Source organism: Actinosynnema sp. NPDC049800 (genome assembly GCF_040656635.1).
Classification (GTDB): domain Bacteria; phylum Actinomycetota; class Actinomycetes; order Mycobacteriales; family Pseudonocardiaceae; genus Actinosynnema.
Genome location: NZ_JBFAMT010000069.1, coordinates 1 through 16,000 on the forward strand (window position 1 = coordinate 1; position 16,000 = coordinate 16,000).

General features: G+C 71.4%; 16 protein-coding genes. 11 read left to right on the forward strand and 5 right to left on the reverse strand.

The features are described from left to right. Positions 1-1,183: M16 family metallopeptidase (locus tag AB0I91_RS39815; protein ID WP_499641523.1), on the reverse strand; the 1,183-nt coding region annotated here is incomplete at its 3' end. Beyond that, a complete protein-coding gene (locus tag AB0I91_RS39820) occupies positions 1,180-2,430 on the reverse strand; it encodes an MFS transporter (RefSeq protein WP_499641525.1) in 1,251 nt (416 codons plus the stop codon). The genes AB0I91_RS39815 and AB0I91_RS39820, both read right to left, overlap by 4 nt. Positions 2,431-2,958: 528 nt before the next feature. Here AB0I91_RS39820 and AB0I91_RS39825 point away from each other — a divergent pair. The 6 genes from AB0I91_RS39825 (at position 2,959) to AB0I91_RS39850 (ending at position 10,053) form a co-directional block, all read left to right on the forward strand. Then, positions 2,959-3,945, forward strand: coding sequence for a hypothetical protein (locus tag AB0I91_RS39825; protein WP_499641527.1), 987 nt, complete (start codon positions 2,959-2,961; stop codon positions 3,943-3,945). A gap of 151 nt (positions 3,946-4,096) precedes the next feature. Further along, the gene (locus tag AB0I91_RS39830; protein ID WP_499641529.1) at positions 4,097-5,719 is read left to right on the forward strand and encodes a YcaO-like family protein; all 1,623 of its coding nucleotides are present in this window, start codon (positions 4,097-4,099) and stop codon (positions 5,717-5,719) included. A 253-nt stretch (positions 5,720-5,972) separates the two neighbouring features. Continuing rightward, on the forward strand, positions 5,973-7,031 hold the full coding sequence (locus AB0I91_RS39835; protein WP_499616873.1) for a hypothetical protein: 1,059 nt from the start codon (positions 5,973-5,975) through the stop codon (positions 7,029-7,031). Continuing rightward, complete coding sequence (locus AB0I91_RS39840; protein ID WP_499641531.1) at positions 7,028-8,302, forward strand: JmjC domain-containing protein; 1,275 nt, start codon at positions 7,028-7,030, stop codon at positions 8,300-8,302. Before AB0I91_RS39835 ends, AB0I91_RS39840 begins: the two co-directional genes overlap by 4 nt. Then, complete coding sequence (locus AB0I91_RS39845) at positions 8,299-9,279, forward strand: TylF/MycF/NovP-related O-methyltransferase (protein WP_499641533.1); 981 nt, start codon at positions 8,299-8,301, stop codon at positions 9,277-9,279. The genes AB0I91_RS39840 and AB0I91_RS39845 overlap by 4 nt, the downstream gene beginning before the upstream one ends. A gap of 138 nt (positions 9,280-9,417) precedes the next feature. Continuing rightward, complete coding sequence (locus tag AB0I91_RS39850; protein WP_499641535.1) at positions 9,418-10,053, forward strand: IS5 family transposase; 636 nt, start codon at positions 9,418-9,420, stop codon at positions 10,051-10,053. A 430-nt stretch (positions 10,054-10,483) separates the two neighbouring features. Here the strand turns inward: AB0I91_RS39850 and AB0I91_RS39855 are convergent, their stop codons facing one another. After that, a complete protein-coding gene (locus tag AB0I91_RS39855; RefSeq protein WP_498786854.1) occupies positions 10,484-10,807 on the reverse strand; it encodes a hypothetical protein in 324 nt (107 codons plus the stop codon). 111 nt (positions 10,808-10,918) lie between these two features. Continuing rightward, a complete protein-coding gene (locus AB0I91_RS39860; RefSeq protein ID WP_499641537.1) occupies positions 10,919-11,668 on the reverse strand; it encodes an alpha/beta fold hydrolase in 750 nt (249 codons plus the stop codon). 96 nt (positions 11,669-11,764) lie between these two features. Here AB0I91_RS39860 and AB0I91_RS39865 point away from each other — a divergent pair, with 96 nt between their 5' ends. Further along, the gene (locus AB0I91_RS39865) at positions 11,765-11,965 is read left to right on the forward strand and encodes a hypothetical protein (protein WP_498786856.1); all 201 of its coding nucleotides are present in this window, start codon (positions 11,765-11,767) and stop codon (positions 11,963-11,965) included. Positions 11,966-12,029: 64 nt separating this feature from the next. Here the strand turns inward: AB0I91_RS39865 and AB0I91_RS39870 are convergent, their stop codons facing one another. Beyond that, positions 12,030-12,500 (reverse strand): hypothetical protein, encoded by a 471-nt coding sequence (locus tag AB0I91_RS39870; protein ID WP_499641540.1) that lies wholly within the window; start codon positions 12,498-12,500, stop codon positions 12,030-12,032. Between the two features lie 319 nt (positions 12,501-12,819). Here AB0I91_RS39870 and AB0I91_RS39875 point away from each other — a divergent pair, with 319 nt between their 5' ends. The 4 genes from AB0I91_RS39875 to AB0I91_RS39890 are packed head-to-tail and all read left to right on the forward strand — an operon-like array spanning position 12,820 to position 15,994. Then, positions 12,820-13,137, forward strand: a complete 318-nt coding sequence (locus AB0I91_RS39875; RefSeq protein WP_498786858.1) for a rhodanese-like domain-containing protein — start codon at positions 12,820-12,822, stop codon at positions 13,135-13,137. 14 nt (positions 13,138-13,151) lie between these two features. Beyond that, positions 13,152-14,540 carry a rhodanese-like domain-containing protein gene (locus tag AB0I91_RS39880; RefSeq protein WP_499641542.1) on the forward strand — a complete coding sequence of 463 codons (1,389 nt, stop codon included), beginning with the start codon at positions 13,152-13,154 and terminating at the stop codon, positions 14,538-14,540. After that, the gene (locus AB0I91_RS39885; RefSeq protein ID WP_499641544.1) at positions 14,537-15,112 is read left to right on the forward strand and encodes a rhodanese-like domain-containing protein; all 576 of its coding nucleotides are present in this window, start codon (positions 14,537-14,539) and stop codon (positions 15,110-15,112) included. Before AB0I91_RS39880 ends, AB0I91_RS39885 begins: the two co-directional genes overlap by 4 nt. A 3-nt stretch (positions 15,113-15,115) precedes the next feature. Further along, positions 15,116-15,994: a sulfite exporter TauE/SafE family protein gene (locus AB0I91_RS39890; protein ID WP_499641546.1), complete on the forward strand. Its 879-nt coding sequence runs from the start codon at positions 15,116-15,118 to the stop codon at positions 15,992-15,994. Positions 15,995-16,000 lie beyond the last annotated feature (6 nt).

Genomic DNA, 16,000 nt, shown 5'->3' on the forward strand with positions numbered 1-16,000 from the left:
CTCGTGGCCGGGCGTGCGCGACAGGTCGTCGGCCATCCGGAACACCCGGTGACACAACCGGATCACGTTGCGCGCGTTGCCCCGGGCGAGGTCGCCGGGTCGGGTCGAGCGCCAGGGTGGGGTCCCCTCCGCGCAGCACTTGGAGCCCGATGCGGCGAGCACGCACGAACGGGTCGTCGGTCAGGGCCAGTTCGTCGAGCAGCAGGTCCTCGGTGGCCGCGGTCACGACGGCCGCGTCGCGCACGAGGCGCGGCACGGCGAGCGATGCGGTGTCGAGCAGGTCGTGCAGGACGGGCGGCGCCACCGGCGCCGGACTCAGGAAGCCGACGCACAGCGCGGTCGGCGACGGCGCGTCCCACGAGGTGCCCACAAGTCCCAGCGAGACGACGGCCCGTCCGGGCAGACCGCGGTCAGCGGCCAGGTCGAGGAGCACGGGCCGTGGACCGCCGACCAGCGCGCGTGCGGCCGACCACACCGCCCACGTGCGGTGCGGGTCGGCGCTGAGACCGCCGACCCGCCAGAGGAGCGCGGCGCCCCGGGCCTCGTCCACCCGCAGCGGCGGCCTCCGCGCCGACCGCTTGGACCGCGTCGACCGGGCGGGCCGGCGCGGGGTGCGTGCGGGGAGGTCGCGGAAGTGCTGCTCGGCGAGAGCCAGGGCGTGCCTGGAGTCGACCCTCCCGGACACGACCACCACCGTGCTGTCCGGGCGGACGTGGTCGTGGAGGAAGGAGCGCACCCGCGCGGGATCGGCTGTCGCGAGTGCGCCGGGGTCACCCAGCGGGTCGACGCCGAGCACCGCCCGCGCCCCCGGCAGCCAGGGGAACCCGAAGTCGGGGTGCCGGCGCAGCGCGGCCGTCTCCTCGGCGATCAGGGACGCGTGCGCGCGCACCGAAGCCTCGTCTACCACTGGAGCGCGCAGCCTGTCCGCATGCGCCTCTAACGCCTCCGGCAGGTCCTCCGGCAGCGCGAACGCCTGGACCACGACGTGGTCCTCCCGCGTGGCGCCCTGGACGGTGTCGCCGCGGCAGAGCAGGTGCTCGACCAGATGCACCAGCCCTTGCAGGTCGGGCGGATCGTCCCGGTAGCCCGTGGCGTGGACGGTGGTGACGCAGGCGATGGCCTCGTCGGCGTCCGGCGCGACGACGACGGTGATCCCGTTGGGCAGCGTCGCGGCGGTCGTCACGCGGAAGACCTGTTCGCCTCGTCCGCCGTCCGGACCTCGGCGAGCGTGGTCAGCCGCCGGATCGGCGAGAGGAGCAGCAACAGGATCGCCAGGGTCATCCCCGCGGCCGCCAGCACCAGGACCCCGCGGACCGGGAGCCGGGTCGCCAGCCACGCCGCGGCCGCCGCGCCCACGGGCAGCGCGCCCCTGGACACCACCCGGATGGACCCGCCGACCCGGCCGAGCAGGTCCTGCGGGGTCAACGTCTGTATGAACGACGCGACCGACACGTTGAACGCGACCCCGCCGACCGCCGGCACGAAGGCGCCGATGACGAAGAACGCCAGGCCCCAGCCGGGGGTGGTGAGCGGCACCAGGAGGATCGCCGGCATGGTGACAAGGGGGAACGCCCAGATCAGCCGCGCGTCTCCGAGCTTGCGGCTCAGCGGCCCGATGAGCAGGGCGCCGATCGTGCCGCCCACGCTCCCCGCGGCGAGCAGCAGTCCCGTCGACGCGGTGGACAGGCCCACCTCGCGCACCAGGAACACGATGATCAGCGCCTGGTAGCCGGCGAACGAGAGGTTGAACACCCCGGAGGAGCGCGCGATCGCCCGAATGATCGGCTGCCGCCACACGAACCTCAGGCCCTCTGCGATCTCCTTGCCCAGGTGGCGCTCGGGCTTGAGCGGGGGCTCGGCCTCCTGCTTGCGGACGCGGGTCAGCAGCACCCCGGACACCAGGTAGCTCACCGCGTCGACCAGCAGCGTGAGCGGTGCGGTCAGCACCTGTACGAGGACACCGCCGACGCCGGGGCCCGCGATGTAGGCCACCGACGCGTTCAGCTGGAGCCGACCGTTGGCCGCCACGAGCTGATCGCGTTCGACGATGTGTGGCAGGTAGGCCGGGTAGGCGACGTCGAACACCACCGTGAGCACGCTGGTGCCCAGGGCGACGAGGTACAGCTGCCACAGCGTCAACGTTCCTGTCGCAGCGGCAACCGGCACCGACAGCAGCAGCACGGCGCGCCCGAGGTCGGCGCCGACCAGCACGGGACGACGACGCCTGCGATCCACCCACGCGCCCGCCGGGAGGCCGATCACCAACCACGCCAGGTAGCCCGCTGCGGTCAGCAACCCGACTTCGAACACCGACGACTGCAGTGTCGCGATCGCCACCAGCGGCAGGGCGATGACGGTGAGCTGGTTACCCAACTGGCTGATCGCGTCACCCGCCCACAGCAACCGGAAGTCCCGGTTTTCCTTTACCACCCGGAGCCTGCGGGAAGACTCGTGATCCTTCTGCGGCATTCGCCACCCGTTCGTCGATGTCATTCGGGAAGAGGACATCGCGCTGCGCGCCCCCCGCCCCACAGTAGCGGTATCGGCGCGTTCGACCGCAAACTGCGGAGTTCCGAATGTGCGCCGTTCGGGTGACCGCGAACGAAGGGGTCGGGAGTCGCGCCGACCGGGGTCCGGATCTGGAAGTCGGCGTGTCCTGCCGGCGGGACAGGGTTGACCTGCGCATTCTGGTTTAATTCCAGGTCGAGGTGAATGGATTTCTGCGTTCACCCCTTGTTGACCGATGGTCGGGGTGGCGCAGAAATTCTTGAGGCATTGACAGTTAGATAGGCCGCGTATAACGTCGTTGACGTCCGACGGGTTCGGACCTTTCAATCGATTTCAGATGGCCATTCAACTGACGGGGGAACGTTGACTTCTGATCTTGACGTGGACTCGGCAGGAGATGGCGCGGAAATGCTCGTGGACACGCCCGTGCTGAAGTCCACCGCGAAAGCCGTGCTGCGCGACGGCGGCCTGCTGATCGTCGACGGGGCGTTTGAGTACCGCTGCCCCATCGCGCACCCGGCAGTGGAGGCCGTGGAGGCGCTCAACAACCGCGAATTCCGCCGCCTCGCGATGGTCGAGGCGCTGGCGACGCTGCGCGGCGGCGACCTCGGATCGGGTGTCGAGGCGGTGACCGCGCTCGTGAAGTCGGGACTCGTCGTGGAGCACCCGGCGGGGAACCGCCGGTTCCACAACGCCGAGTACATCGGCTACCGGCTGATCGACGCGTTCCGCCAATGGGCTCCCCGGCTGTGGAACGACAACCCGCTCATACGCGCACTGCGTGCCGGCGGACGCCGCGACCTCGGGATGGGCCTGATGCTGGAAACGTTCTTCGTGGTGCGCGCCGCGCACTGGACCGCTCCCTCGGTGCTCGCCCACGACCTGACCGCGGATCAGCGCCGGGCGCTCCGTGAGTTCTTCGACGAGGAAGCCGACCACTCGGCCCTGATGGCCCGGGATTTCGCTCACCTCGACATCGACCCGGCTCAGCTCGGCACAGCCCAGTCGACCCCCGAAAGTATTCTTTTCAACAACTACTTCTTCGCCATGGGACACCACTCGCCCGCCCACTTCGCAGCGTCCCTCATCATCCCGGAAGTGCCCGAAGCGGTCGCCGACCCGGATTCCCGGAAAATCGACCCGGAGGGTAGGCCCCGAGATGTGCTGGACCTGCTGGAGTTCCGCAACGACATCCCGGCGGCCGCACTGGCCGGCTTCCGCGCGCACGGTGCGATCGACGAGGGCGCCGAACACGCGATGATGCCCGTGCGGGTGCTCGCCGAGGAGCACGTGATCAGCGTCGAGCGCACCCGCGTCCTGGCGTCGGTCGTGGCGCAGGGGGTCGTCGCCTACGACCAGTTCCTGCACGGGATCCACCGGCGCTACGACGCCTGGGACGGTCGCCTCGTGCTCGGCCCGGTGCTGGGTGAGTTCTGACCGGTCCCACCGCTTGGCCCCGTGGGTCGTCCGGCTTGACCACGCCGATGGCCCCCTGCTGCTCGGACCGCGGCTTCGACTGCTGCGGCTGACAGGGCGGATCGATCCTGCCGGACTCCGGGACCGGGGCTGCGCCGATTTCGTCATCGACATGGATGCGCTGCCCGCAGCGCGGCCGAAGGGGGTGTGTGCGACCGTGGTGCTGCTCGACAACACCGGACGAGGCGCGGCCGCCGACCTCGTCGCGCCGTTGACCGCCCGCGGGTGGTCCGCCACCGTGGTCGATGCGCCGTCCGCAGTGGCCGACGCCGTGGACGCGGGAACGCCGGTGGTCGTGGTGGCGGACCGGGAGGACATGGCCGAGCCGGACTGGCTGTCCGCCTTGGTCGAGCGGCATCCGGTCCTGTGGTCCGGTGAGAGCGTCGACGGCACGCACGTCGGACCCGTGCTGGCCTCCCGCGACGACGTCCGCCGCTACTTCGAGGCGACGACGACGTGGTGGTCCGACCGCGCGCTGCGCGACCTCGGGTTCACCTCGCGCCCGTTGCCGCTGCTGACCGGCCCGGCCCGGGCGGACGCGGTGGCCGCCGCCACCGACTCCCTGCTGCGGGACCGGGTGCCCGACCGCGTGGTCCTGCTCGACGGGGGCCGCATCGCCCAGCTGTGGACAGCGGTTCGCCGCGGACCCCTCGCCGCGGAAGGGCTGCGCGCGGAGCAGTCCTGGGCCAAGGGGTTGATGAAAGACCTGCGGGTGTTCGCCGGGGGGTCACCGGAACGCCCCGTGAGGCTCTCCACGTGCCGCACGCCGGCGGGTGGCGTGGTCCCGGAACTGGAGTCGGCCAGCGGCAAGGGCGCCACCGATGAGGAGGCCGTGACCAGAGCGGTCGGCGAGGCGATCGAGCGGTTCGCCGCGTGGAACGCCAACCAACTGCCCAAGGCGTGCGCCGACGGCACGCGCAGGCTCCGGCTGGAGGACTTCCACCCCTACGGAACGGCCTACGACGAGTACCTGGCGGCCGGCCGGCCGCCGGTGGACCACGTGCGCGGGCTGTCCCTCGTGGACGGCGAGCCGGTCGACGTGCCGTTGGCGCTGGTGGCCTTCCCCTACATCCCCGGACCGGGCGACCGGCCTCGTCCCACCTGGGGCACGACCACCGGGCTCGCCGTCCACCCCGTGCGGGAGGAAGCGGTGGCCCGCGCCCTCCGCGAGGTGCTCGAACGGGCCTCCCTGTACCCGAACTTCCTGTGGCAGCGCCCGGCGATCCGGTTGCCCGACCCGGATCCGGCCACCCGGCTGCTCGTCTACCCGGACACATTGGTACCGGTGGTGCACGCCTTCGTCGTGGACCACGGTGCCGCACGGGCCGCACGCGGCTCGGGCAGCGGGCTCACCTGGACGCAGGCGATCGCCGCGGCGGTCGAGGAGGCCGAGCAGATCATGTCGCAGGTGCGGCGCGACCCGCCCGACCACATGGGCGCGGCGTTCCGCGACTGGGCCGACCCGGCCGTCGTGGAGCGCGTGTGGGCCTACGTCGACGCGCACCCCGAGGAGCGGCCGCCCGACGTCGAGCACCGCAGCGCGGCCGAGCAGGTGCGAGCCGTCGCCGTGCGATCGGCCGAGGTCGTGGTGGTCGACCTGCCGTGCGCCGTGCGGGGGTGGACCGCGGTGCGGGTCCTGGTGCCGGGTGCCACCGCGCACCGATTCGCCTCACCCAGCGCCGCCGGCGACCGGTTGACGGGCGCGCCGTGGCACGCCGGCCTGCCCGGCGGCTGACCAGACGTCCCGCGGTTGCGCGGGCAACCAGCAGACGACCGATGAGGAGGTGAGATGCATGGCCGAGAACCAGGAGAAGGACGTCCAGCCCGAGGTGGTGGAGACGCCCGAGCCGTTCAAGGTGGAGGCGGTGAAGGTGGACACGGACACCGTCCTGCTGCAGCCCACCTCGTACTGACCGTCATCGCCGTGGTGGGTGTTCGGCACCCACCGCGGCGATGCACGTCCCGACCCTGACCTGATCGGAGCCACGATGCCGGGGGATGCCGTGTTGGACACGTTCGAGCTGGTAGAGAAGGAAATCCTGGCGCTGCACGAGCCGGGCGACCCGGCGCACCTCGCCGGTGCGGCGGCCGAGGCGTTGCGCGTGCACCGCGACCGCCTGCAGCGGCTCGACCCGGCCCGGCTGCTGGTGTGGGCGCTGGACGCGCCCCTGCCGCCCCAACCGTGGGCGAACCCGTTCGGCGATCCGGCGCTTACCGTCGTGCACAACGAGCACTTCCGGATCGATCTGCTGTACTGGAACCACAACTCGACCCCCACCCACAAGCACGTCTCCTGCGGGGCGTTCGCCGCGCTGCACGGTCCGCGGCTCCACCAGGTGTTCGACTTCACCGAACGCCGGGAGATCGCCCCGTTCGTGTCCACCGGACGAATGACGTTGCGCGAGCGGCACCTGATGGCGCAGGGGGACGTCCACGAGATCCACCCCGACCTCGTCCACGACCTGTTCTGGCTCACCCGGCCCAGCGTCACGATCAGCGTCCGGTGCAACGATCACCCGGGGGAGGTCGAGCAGCCGTGGGAGTTCTGGGAACCCGGCCTGACCTTCCTGGGCATGCACCAGCAACCGAACGCGGACGTGCGCCGCAGGACCGCCGCGATGACGACGTTGCGGCGGGCGGGCGAGCGCGCCTTCGGCTCCGCGTTGACCGACCTGGTCCGCGATGGCGATCCCAGCCTCGTCTACCACGTCGTCATGGACACCCTGGCGTCCGGGCCACCGCGGCGGTGGCTGCCGACGATCCTCGAAGCCCTCGCGGCCCGCGCCGACGGCTTCGGGAGCGTGCTGGGCGACGCGATCCCGCACCTGCTGCGCAAGATCCGCCTCTACCCGGTCTACACCGGTGACGTGAACGCGCAACTCGTGGTCTCCCTGCTGTGGGGCGGGGCGTCGACGGAGGACATCGCCGCGTTCGTGGCGGACAACGTGCCGGGGGCGGACGTCGACGCGGTGTTCGCCGATGCGGCCCGGCGGATCGCCGACACCGGCGCCGAGGCGCCCGAACTGGACGGGTGGGCGGGGCGATGACGACGTTGTTCGAGTTCGACGAGTGGTCCCGGTTCACGGAGACCCACTGGGAGCGGCGCCCGGCGGTGCTCCGCACACCCCTCACAGCGGCCATGTCCGCCCCCGACCACTTCGCTGCGCTGGTGTCGGCCGCGGACGCCTGGCGGGCGGGCAGGCTGGTCCGTCCCCGCGACGTCCGCATGCTCATGGGCGACGGTGAGGTGAAGAGCAACTCCATGGCTCCGCTGCTGCCGCGCGCACAGGACGGCGACATCACCTCTTACATCCGGCGGGTCGACGAGCACGCCCACGGCGACTGGCACATCGTTGTGAACAGCCTCCAGCAGTTCTCGTGGCCGTTGTTCAGCGCGGCTAAGGAGATCCTGGACGGCATCTACCGCGCCGCGGGTTCCGTGCCCGCCGGCTTGACGGACTGCCACCTGATCGCGGGGTCGTACGGCGAAGCGCCGACGCGGATCCACAAGGACACCGCGACGGTCATGACCTTCGTGCTGTCGGGCAGGAAGCGCTTCTACACCTGGCCCTACGAAACGCTGGTCCGGTACGCGCGCACCCCCGACCCCCTGCACCACCAGGTGAACCTGGACATCGACTTCCGCGACGTCGTCGACCAGGCCACCGTGCTGGAGGGCGAGGCGGGCGACGTCCTGTACTGGCCGTCGGACCACTGGCACTGCGGTGAGTCCGACGGCACGCCGCACCTGTCGGTGCACCTGGCGACCTACACCGACAACAACCTGGTGCGCACCTTGGACTCGCTCGTGTCCACCGCCCTGGCCGAGCGGAAGGCCGACCACTGGCTCGACGGCTTCCCCTACCCACCGCGGGTCGGGGCCGCTCCCGACACCGTCACGAACAAGGCGATGGCCGAGATGCTGGTGGAGATCGCCGACGAAATCCCCGCCCGGTTCCAGGCCAAGCGCCTGCGTCGCGCCAGCGCCGTCAACTTCGAGTTCGTCCCACCGCCGCGCGGCTCGGCCTTCTCCGGCGACCACGCCCGGGTGGACGCCCGGTTCCCGGTGCTGTTCGAACCCACCGCCGACCACGGGGACGCGCTGCTGATCGCGGTGAACGGGCACGTGTCGAAGATTCCCCGCCTGCCGTGGCTGGAGGACCTGCTGTCGGCGCTCAACGGTGCCGGGTCGTCCGGGCTGGACTACCGCGAGCACCTCGGCCGCACCCTGCCGGCCGCCGAAGTCGCCGGTGCGGTGTCCGCAGCGACCCAGGTGCTGCGGTTCATCGACTCGGCGGGTGGGCTGGTCCGCCCGTGACCGAGGTGCTCTCGCTGTCCACCGGGGTGTTCGTCACCTGGACCGGTCACCACGCCCGGTTGGGGGCCGTGGCCCAGCCGCTGCACCTGTGGGACCTCTCACCGGAGCTGGCCCTGTGCGTGCTGCGGTTCACCCGGCCGACCGCCGTGGAGTCCGCCCTGGAAGCCGTCCCGGCGTCCGCGCGCCCAGCGGTCCGGGACTTCCTCGCGGAGCTGCGCCGGCACGGCCTCCTGGTGACGGGGGCGACGCCCGCCGCTGTGCCGAGGACGGCCGAGTTCGAGCTGACCAGGCACGTCGAGGTGTACCGGGACATCGACTCGGTGCACCCCGGCTTCAGCGCGCTCTACGCGGACGTGGCCGAGTACACGTTCACGTCCCCTCCCTTGGCCTACGCCCTCGTCAGCGCGGTGGAGCACGTGGTCCGCAACGGCGTCGACGGCGCGATCGTGGAGTGCGGGGTGTGGCGCGGCGGCAGCATGATGCTGGCCGCGAAGGTGTTGCCCGAACCCAGGGACCTGTGGCTGTATGACACTTTTGAAGCCCGCTGGGAACCGCGCGGGCCGAGCGACGGCTACGTGTTCGCCCCTGGGAGGCGGATCGACGACGGCACGGAGCGCGACCCGGTCGGCGCCGAGGCGAAGGCGATCACGGAGGAGGAAGTGCTGGAGAACCTCGTCGGCACGGGCTACCCGAGGGAACGCATCACCACGGTGAAAGGGCTGGTGCAGGACACCATCCCGAACCAGGTGCCCGAGCGCATCGCGGTGCTGCGACTGGACACCGATTTCTACGAGTCGACCCGGCACGAGCTCGTCCACCTGTACCCGAGGCTCGCGTCCGCCGGAGTTCTGATCATCGACGATTACGGCAAGCACGCCGGAGCCACCAAAGCCGTTGACGAGTACTTCGACCAGTTGCCCAACCCTCCCCTGCTGGTGCGGGTCGACGTGCAGGGAAGGGTCGCGGTGAAGCCGTAAGAGGGCATCTGACCTACTTCCGGCCGAGTATCTCCGCCTTGTCTGGTTCGTTTCGCCAGGTTGGGTGGATTCGCCGGTCAGGACGCGGCTCATCATGTCAGTGCCTGTATCCGAGCTTGGTCGGGCGGAGAGGCTTTGGTGCGCAGACAGCGGAACTCCTGGTGGATCGGGACGGTGTCCATGCGCCGTTCCACCAGGAGTTCCGCTGTTATCGCGCCCGATCCCGGCGGGCGGTTCGACCGCGGTACCCCGTGCTGCCGCTTGGCCGCCTCCCACCAGCCCACTCGACGGACGAGGTGGTATCCCACCGACGCCCAGTGGGCCGAGCTGGACCCGCTGCTGCCCGATCCGACGTGCCCGGCCGGTCGGGGCGGGCGGTGGGAGAAGCACTGCCGGCGGGTGATCGTGGACGCGATTCTGTACGTGGTCGACAACGGCATCAAGTGGCGGGCGCTGCCGGCGGACTTCCCGCCGTGGCCGACGGTCCACAAGCGTTTCGCCGCGTGGGAAAGGGTCGGTGCGTCGCAGCGGCTGCTCGACGGGTTGCGTGATCGCGTTCGGCTGGCGGAGGGTCGGGTGGCGGCGCCGTCGGCGGCGGTGATGGACTCGCAGTCGGTGCGCGCCGCGGAGACCGTCGGACGGGCGACACGGGGTTGGGACGGCGGCAACAAGGTCGCGGGCCGCAAGCGCCACATCGTCGTGCACACCACGGGACTGTCGTTGGCCGTCCTGGTGACCCCGGCCTCGACGCAGGACCGGGTCGCCGCCTGGTAGTGGAAATCGTGCAACGCCCGCAGGTGCCGTACTTCACCGTGCCGCACAAGGTGAATGGTGGAGCGGACGTTGGCGTGGATCACAGGGCACCGCCGCTGCGTCCGCGACTACGAACGACTACGCCACCATCACGAGGCCATGGTCCGCTGATCCACGATCCGCATCACCAGCCGCCGACTCACCCGATCCAGGTAGCTCGGAAACAGCTACTCACACGTCAGGGGGCAGCCGGGTCACCGGCGGGGCAGGAAGCTCCCGCCTCGGCGGCACGAGTCGCTCGTGATCACCGGCGAGGACACCAGATCGGGCAACTACTGCTGGTAGTCGAGCCATCGCATGCTGTACCCCCTGATCGCTCTCAACGGAGATGCCGTGCGTCGGCTGGCTCCCGTCTCGGGTAGAGGCGAGAGCCGGCCGGCGGTGGATTGGGTCAGCCGACCTGCGCGCAGCCCTGACCCCTGAGCCCGTCCTCGCCGTCGGGTTGCACGGCCTCGCAGAAGAACGTGCGCCGGGGCCCCATGACCAGCACCTCGTAGCCGGGCTCGACCTCGGGCTGACAGCCGACGGCACGGATGCCGCCGTCGCCACCGGTCGTGATCCTCTGACACTCGTATCCGCTCTGGGAGGTGGACGCCTCGACCCCGGTGGGGCTCGACGCGGACGCGACGGTGGCCGGCAGGGCCGACAGCGTGACCACCGCCGCGACGACACCGACCCGGCGTGCCGCTCGTGAGAAGAACCGGGACTCCGACAAGTGAACCACTCCTCGTGAAGGTTCGGACGATGACGCGGGGCGAGGCCCACGCCGCGGATCGACGATCCGCCGCCCCACACCACCACCCCTCACCTCCGCCGGCATCCGCGATCACACCTCCGGCCACACCCTCACCCCACCCGGCGACAAGGACGCCCCAACGGTGGCGGGAGGTTCGGTCCGCAAGCCCGGTTCAGACTCCGACAGGACCTCGCGCAGCCGCACGACGAAGCGGTCCGGGGCGTCCACGAAACCGAAGTGCCCGCCGGGGAACCTGGTCGGCTCGACGCCGAGACCCGAGGCGAGCGCGAGCGACGTCCGCTCGCACAGCTCGCCGCCCGAGTCCTCGCCGATGCCAACCACGACCCGGGTCGACGCCGTGCGCAACGCGTCGAGGTCGGGTACCCACCGCACGGTCGGCCGCAGCATGTGCTCGTACTGGAAGCGCTCGTCGGCGAGGTCCTGCGGTGAGCGCTCACCGCCGAACACGTGCTCGACCAGCTCGTCGGGCATGTGGATGTTCGCGATGGCCATGAACCGCCGCCACGCGCCCACCCTGTCGCCGGCCAGGTAGGTGGCGACCATCTCGTCGGTCCGCCGGAGCAGGTCCTCCCGGTCGGGCACGAGCTGGTCCGACGGCGACTCGTGGGCGATCACGGTGTGCGCCGGCTCGGGGTGGGCCCGCGCGAGCGCCAGCACGCTGACCGCGTCGCCGCTGGAGCCGAGGACGGCCGCCGGGCCGGCGTCGAGGTGCGTGATGAGCCGGGCGAGGTCGTCGGCGCGCAGCTCGCGCCTGTGGCGCCCGGTGACGGGCGCCTCCGCTCGGGCCGCGGATCGGAAGAACTTGGACGTGAGACGCAAAAATGCGACCACTCGAAATCACAGGGAATACGCGAGCGATGCACAGTTCGCGGTAACGAATTCCGTCATTCTATTCTCCCGGCTACCTTGGGCCCGGTGAGCACCGGAGCGGCACTCCGCGTCGACAACGGCTTGACCGGGGTCGTCGACTGGTTCCGCGGTCAGCGCAACCTCCTGGAACGCTTCGGCGGCGTTCTGCGCAACCCCCTTGACGAGGTGCTGGACTTCCCGCCCAGCTCCGGCACCCGGAGATCGACCCCACAGGAAGCGAACTTCGGCGCGACCAGCGAGAACTGATTGCCGAACCAACACCGCGTGCCCTCACCGACCACCACGGCGCTCCACCCGCGACACGGGTCCTTCAACGCCGCCAGCAGCCCAGCCGCTTCCTCGCGACGCTCCCACGGCACGGACCGCGACTGCCCCACGTCGAAGAACTCCTCAGCGGCGACACCGCCGAGCGGTTCCACGAACTTCCGCGCGTTGCCGAACTGCACCCCAGCTCGCTCATCTCGCGCGCGAACGCGACCGCCTCAATCTCCAGCGCCTCGACCAACTCCGACGTGGGGACGAACCTTCGCTCCTCCAACTCCTCACCGAGGTGGTCCACGACCGCCGCCAACGGCTCCGGCAGGTCCACGACCCACCCGTCAGCCGCCCCGCTCACGATCGCCTTGACCACCGACGTCGAGTCGATCGGACGCGGCGCATCGTCGCCCACGGCATGCCCGGCGAGCGTGCCCGCCGCCTCCCGAAGCGCACGGCCGCGCGCACAGATCACCCGCCACTCGGCGTTCGGCATGTAGTACGTCCACACGGTCATGGCGACCATGTCCGCAAATAGCTTTCCACATATCCGCCTCTCGAACTTAACCGACAAAGTAGCCATCATGCAGCCCCCTGCAACAGGGCGATCATGACGGTCCGCCCACGTGCGCACCGGATCGCGGTTCGCCCACCGGACATGGACCGTGAAGGCGACTCGACCACCGGGCGGTCTCCCACGCCGCAGGCGCCAGCGCGCGGCCACCGCACCCGCGCCCGGTCACACGCCTCCGCTCACCGTGACGCACATACCCCCCGGGGCATCCGGAAGAGTGCTACCGTGAACGTCAGATACCCCCCGGGGTATTCGGGAGAAGGGAGCCGACATGGCACACGAGATCGACCAGGACGCCTTCGCCGCCCGCCTGGCGAAGGGGGACGCCCTGGTGGTGGACGTCCGTGAGGCGCGCGAGTACCGGCCGGGTCACGTCCCGGGTGCCCGGAACGTGCCGCTGAGCGTCCTGCCCGCCCGCGTGGGCGAACTGCCCAAGGACCAGCCGGTCTTCGTCATCTGCCAGGCCGGTGGTCGCAGCGCGCAGGCCGCGAACCTGCTGCGCGCCGTCGGCGTCGACGCCGTCGACGTCCTCGGCGGCACCGGCGCGTGGATCGCGTCCGGTCGCCCGGTCGAGACCGCAGCGCGCTGAGAGGAAGAGCAACCATGATCACCGTCCTGCCCATCGACACACCGGGGCTCGGGGACCGGACGTACCTGGCCCATGACGGCGAGGTCGCGTTGGTCGTCGACCCGCAGCGCGACTACGACCGGGTGCTCGGCCTCGCGCGCGCCGCGGGCGTGCGCATCACCCACGTCTTCGAGTCACACATCCACAACGACTACGTGACCGGCGGCTACGAACTGGCCCACGAGGTCGGCGCCCAGTACCTGCTCAACGCCGACGACCCCGTCTCCTTCGAACGGGTCGGCGTGCGCGACGGGGACGTGCTCGAGGTCGGCGACCGGATGCGGGTGAAGGTCCTGCTCACCCCCGGCCACACCCACACCCACCTCTCCTTCGCCCTGTCGGAGGACGCTGAACCGGTCGCGGTCTTCACCGGCGGCTCGCTGCTGTACGGCTCCACCGGCCGCCCGGACCTGCTGGGACCCGACCACACCGACACGCTGGCGCACGCCCAGTGGCACTCGGCCCGACGGCTGGCGCGTGAACTGCCCGACGACACCGCCGTCTACCCGACGCACGGATTCGGCAGCTTCTGCTCGGCCACGCAGTCCGACGCGACAGCCGGCACGATCGGCCGGGAGAAGCTGGCGAACCCGGCGCTGACCAGCGACCTCGACACCTACGTCCAGACCCTGCTCGCGGGACTCGACGCCTACCCGGCGTACTACGCGCACATGGCGCCGGCGAACTCGGCCGGGCCGGGCGCGGTGGACCTCTCACCGCCCTCCGAGGCCGACCCGGCCGAACTGCGCCGCCGCATCCACGACGGCGAGTGGGTGGTCGACCTGCGCAACCGGACCGCGTTCGCGTCCGGCCACGTCACGGGCACGCTGAACTTCGGCCTCGACGGGCCGTTCGTGACCTACCTCGGCTGGCTCATCCCCTGGGGCACCCCCGTGACGCTGCTCGGCGAGACCGCCGAGGACGTCGCCGAGGCCCAGCGCGAGCTGGTGCGCATCGGAGTCGACCGCCCCGCCGCGATGGCCACCGGCGACCCCCGGGACTGGGCGGGCGGAGAGCCCCTGCGCAGCTACACCACCGCCTCGTTCGCCGACCTCGCCGCCGCGCTGAACCGGAACCCGGAGACCGCCGTCCTCGACGTCCGCCGCGACCAGGAGCGTGCCGAGCGGCACGTCAGCGGTTCCACGCACATCCCGATCCACGAGGTGCTCGACCGCCTCGACGAGGTTCCGGCGGGCCCGGTCTGGGTGCACTGCGCCGGTGGTTACCGCGCAGGTGTGGTGGCCGCGCTGCTCGACGCCCACGGCGTCGACGTGGTCGCGATCGACGACTCCTTCGACAACGCCGGGGCCGCCGGCGTCCCCCTCGTCACACCCGCTCGCCACGACCAGGAGGCTCACGCATGACCCGGCCCACTGTCGACGCCTCCTCGCTGCGGGCACGCCTGGGCGACGGCACGTCCGCGCCGCGCCTGATCGACGTCCGCTCACCCGCGGAGTTCGAGGCAGGGCACATCCCCGGCGCGGTCAACGTGCCGCTGGACCGGCTCCGCGACCAGCTCGACGACCTGTGCCCACTGCTGCGCGACCAGGACGTCGTCCTCGTCTGCCGATCCGGTCAACGTGCCGGCCAGGCCCACGAGGTGCTCACCGGAGCCGGTCTCGGCCACAGCGAAGTGCTCGCCGGTGGCATCGCCGACTGGGAGCGGGCGGGCGGCCCGGTCAACCGCGGCCGGCAGGTGTGGGACCTGGAGCGCCAGGTCCGCTTCACGGCGGGCTCGCTCGTCCTCTCGGCCGTGCTCGCCAGCGTGGCCGTGCCCGGCGCGAAGTGGGCGGCCGGCTTCGTCGGCGGCGGACTGGTCGTCGCCGCCCTGACCAACACCTGCGCGATGGGCACGGCACTGGCGAAGATGCCCTGGAACCAACGCCGTCGCGACCGCGGTGTCACGCCGATCGCCCGACCGTCCGAGGAGCGGTGAGCCGTGCTGGTGCTGACCGTCGTGCTGGCCGTCGTCGTCGGCGTACTGCTGGGCCTGCTCGGCGGTGGCGGGTCGATCCTGATGGTGCCCCTGCTGGTGTACGTGGCCGGCATGGGCGTGAAGGAGGCCATCGTCGCCTCCCTCGTGGTCGTGGGCGTGACGTCCGCCGTCAGCGTCGTCGGCCACGCCCGCACCGGGCACGTGCGGTGGCGCACCGGCCTGCTGTTCGGACTCGCCGGCATGGTCGGGGCCTTCGCCGGCGGGTTCGTCGGCGGCCACCTGCCCGGCCCGGTGCTGATGGTCTCCTTCGCGGTCATGATGGTCGCCACCGCCGTGGCGATGCTCCGGGGTCGCCGCACACCCGCACCGGACGCCACGCACACCGAACTGCCGGTGGTCAAGGTGCTGGCCGAGGGCGCCGTCGTGGGTGTGGTCACCGGTCTGGTCGGCGCGGGCGGAGGTTTCCTCGTGGTCCCCGCGCTGGCACTGCTCGGCGGTCTGCCCATGCCGGTCGCCGTCGGCACCTCGCTGCTGGTCATCGCGATGAAGTCGCTCGCGGGCCTGGCGGGCTACCTGGCCGCGGTGCCGATCGACTGGGCGCTCACCGGTGCGGTCACCGCGGCCGCCGTGGCGGGCAGCCTCGTCGGCGGCCGGTTGGTGGCCCGGATCCCGGGGGACGCGCTGCGCCGGGGCTTCGGCTGGTTCGTCCTGGCCATGGGGGCCGTCGTGCTGACCCAGCAGGCACCGGACCAACTCCGCGTCCCCGCGCTCCTCGTGGTCGCCGGCATCGGCGTCGCCGTCGGCACGTGTGCCGGACTCGTGCCGCGGTGCCCGCTGCGGCACATCGGCGCCAAGCGTCCGCCGGCGACCGCGGGCCGCTGAACCCAG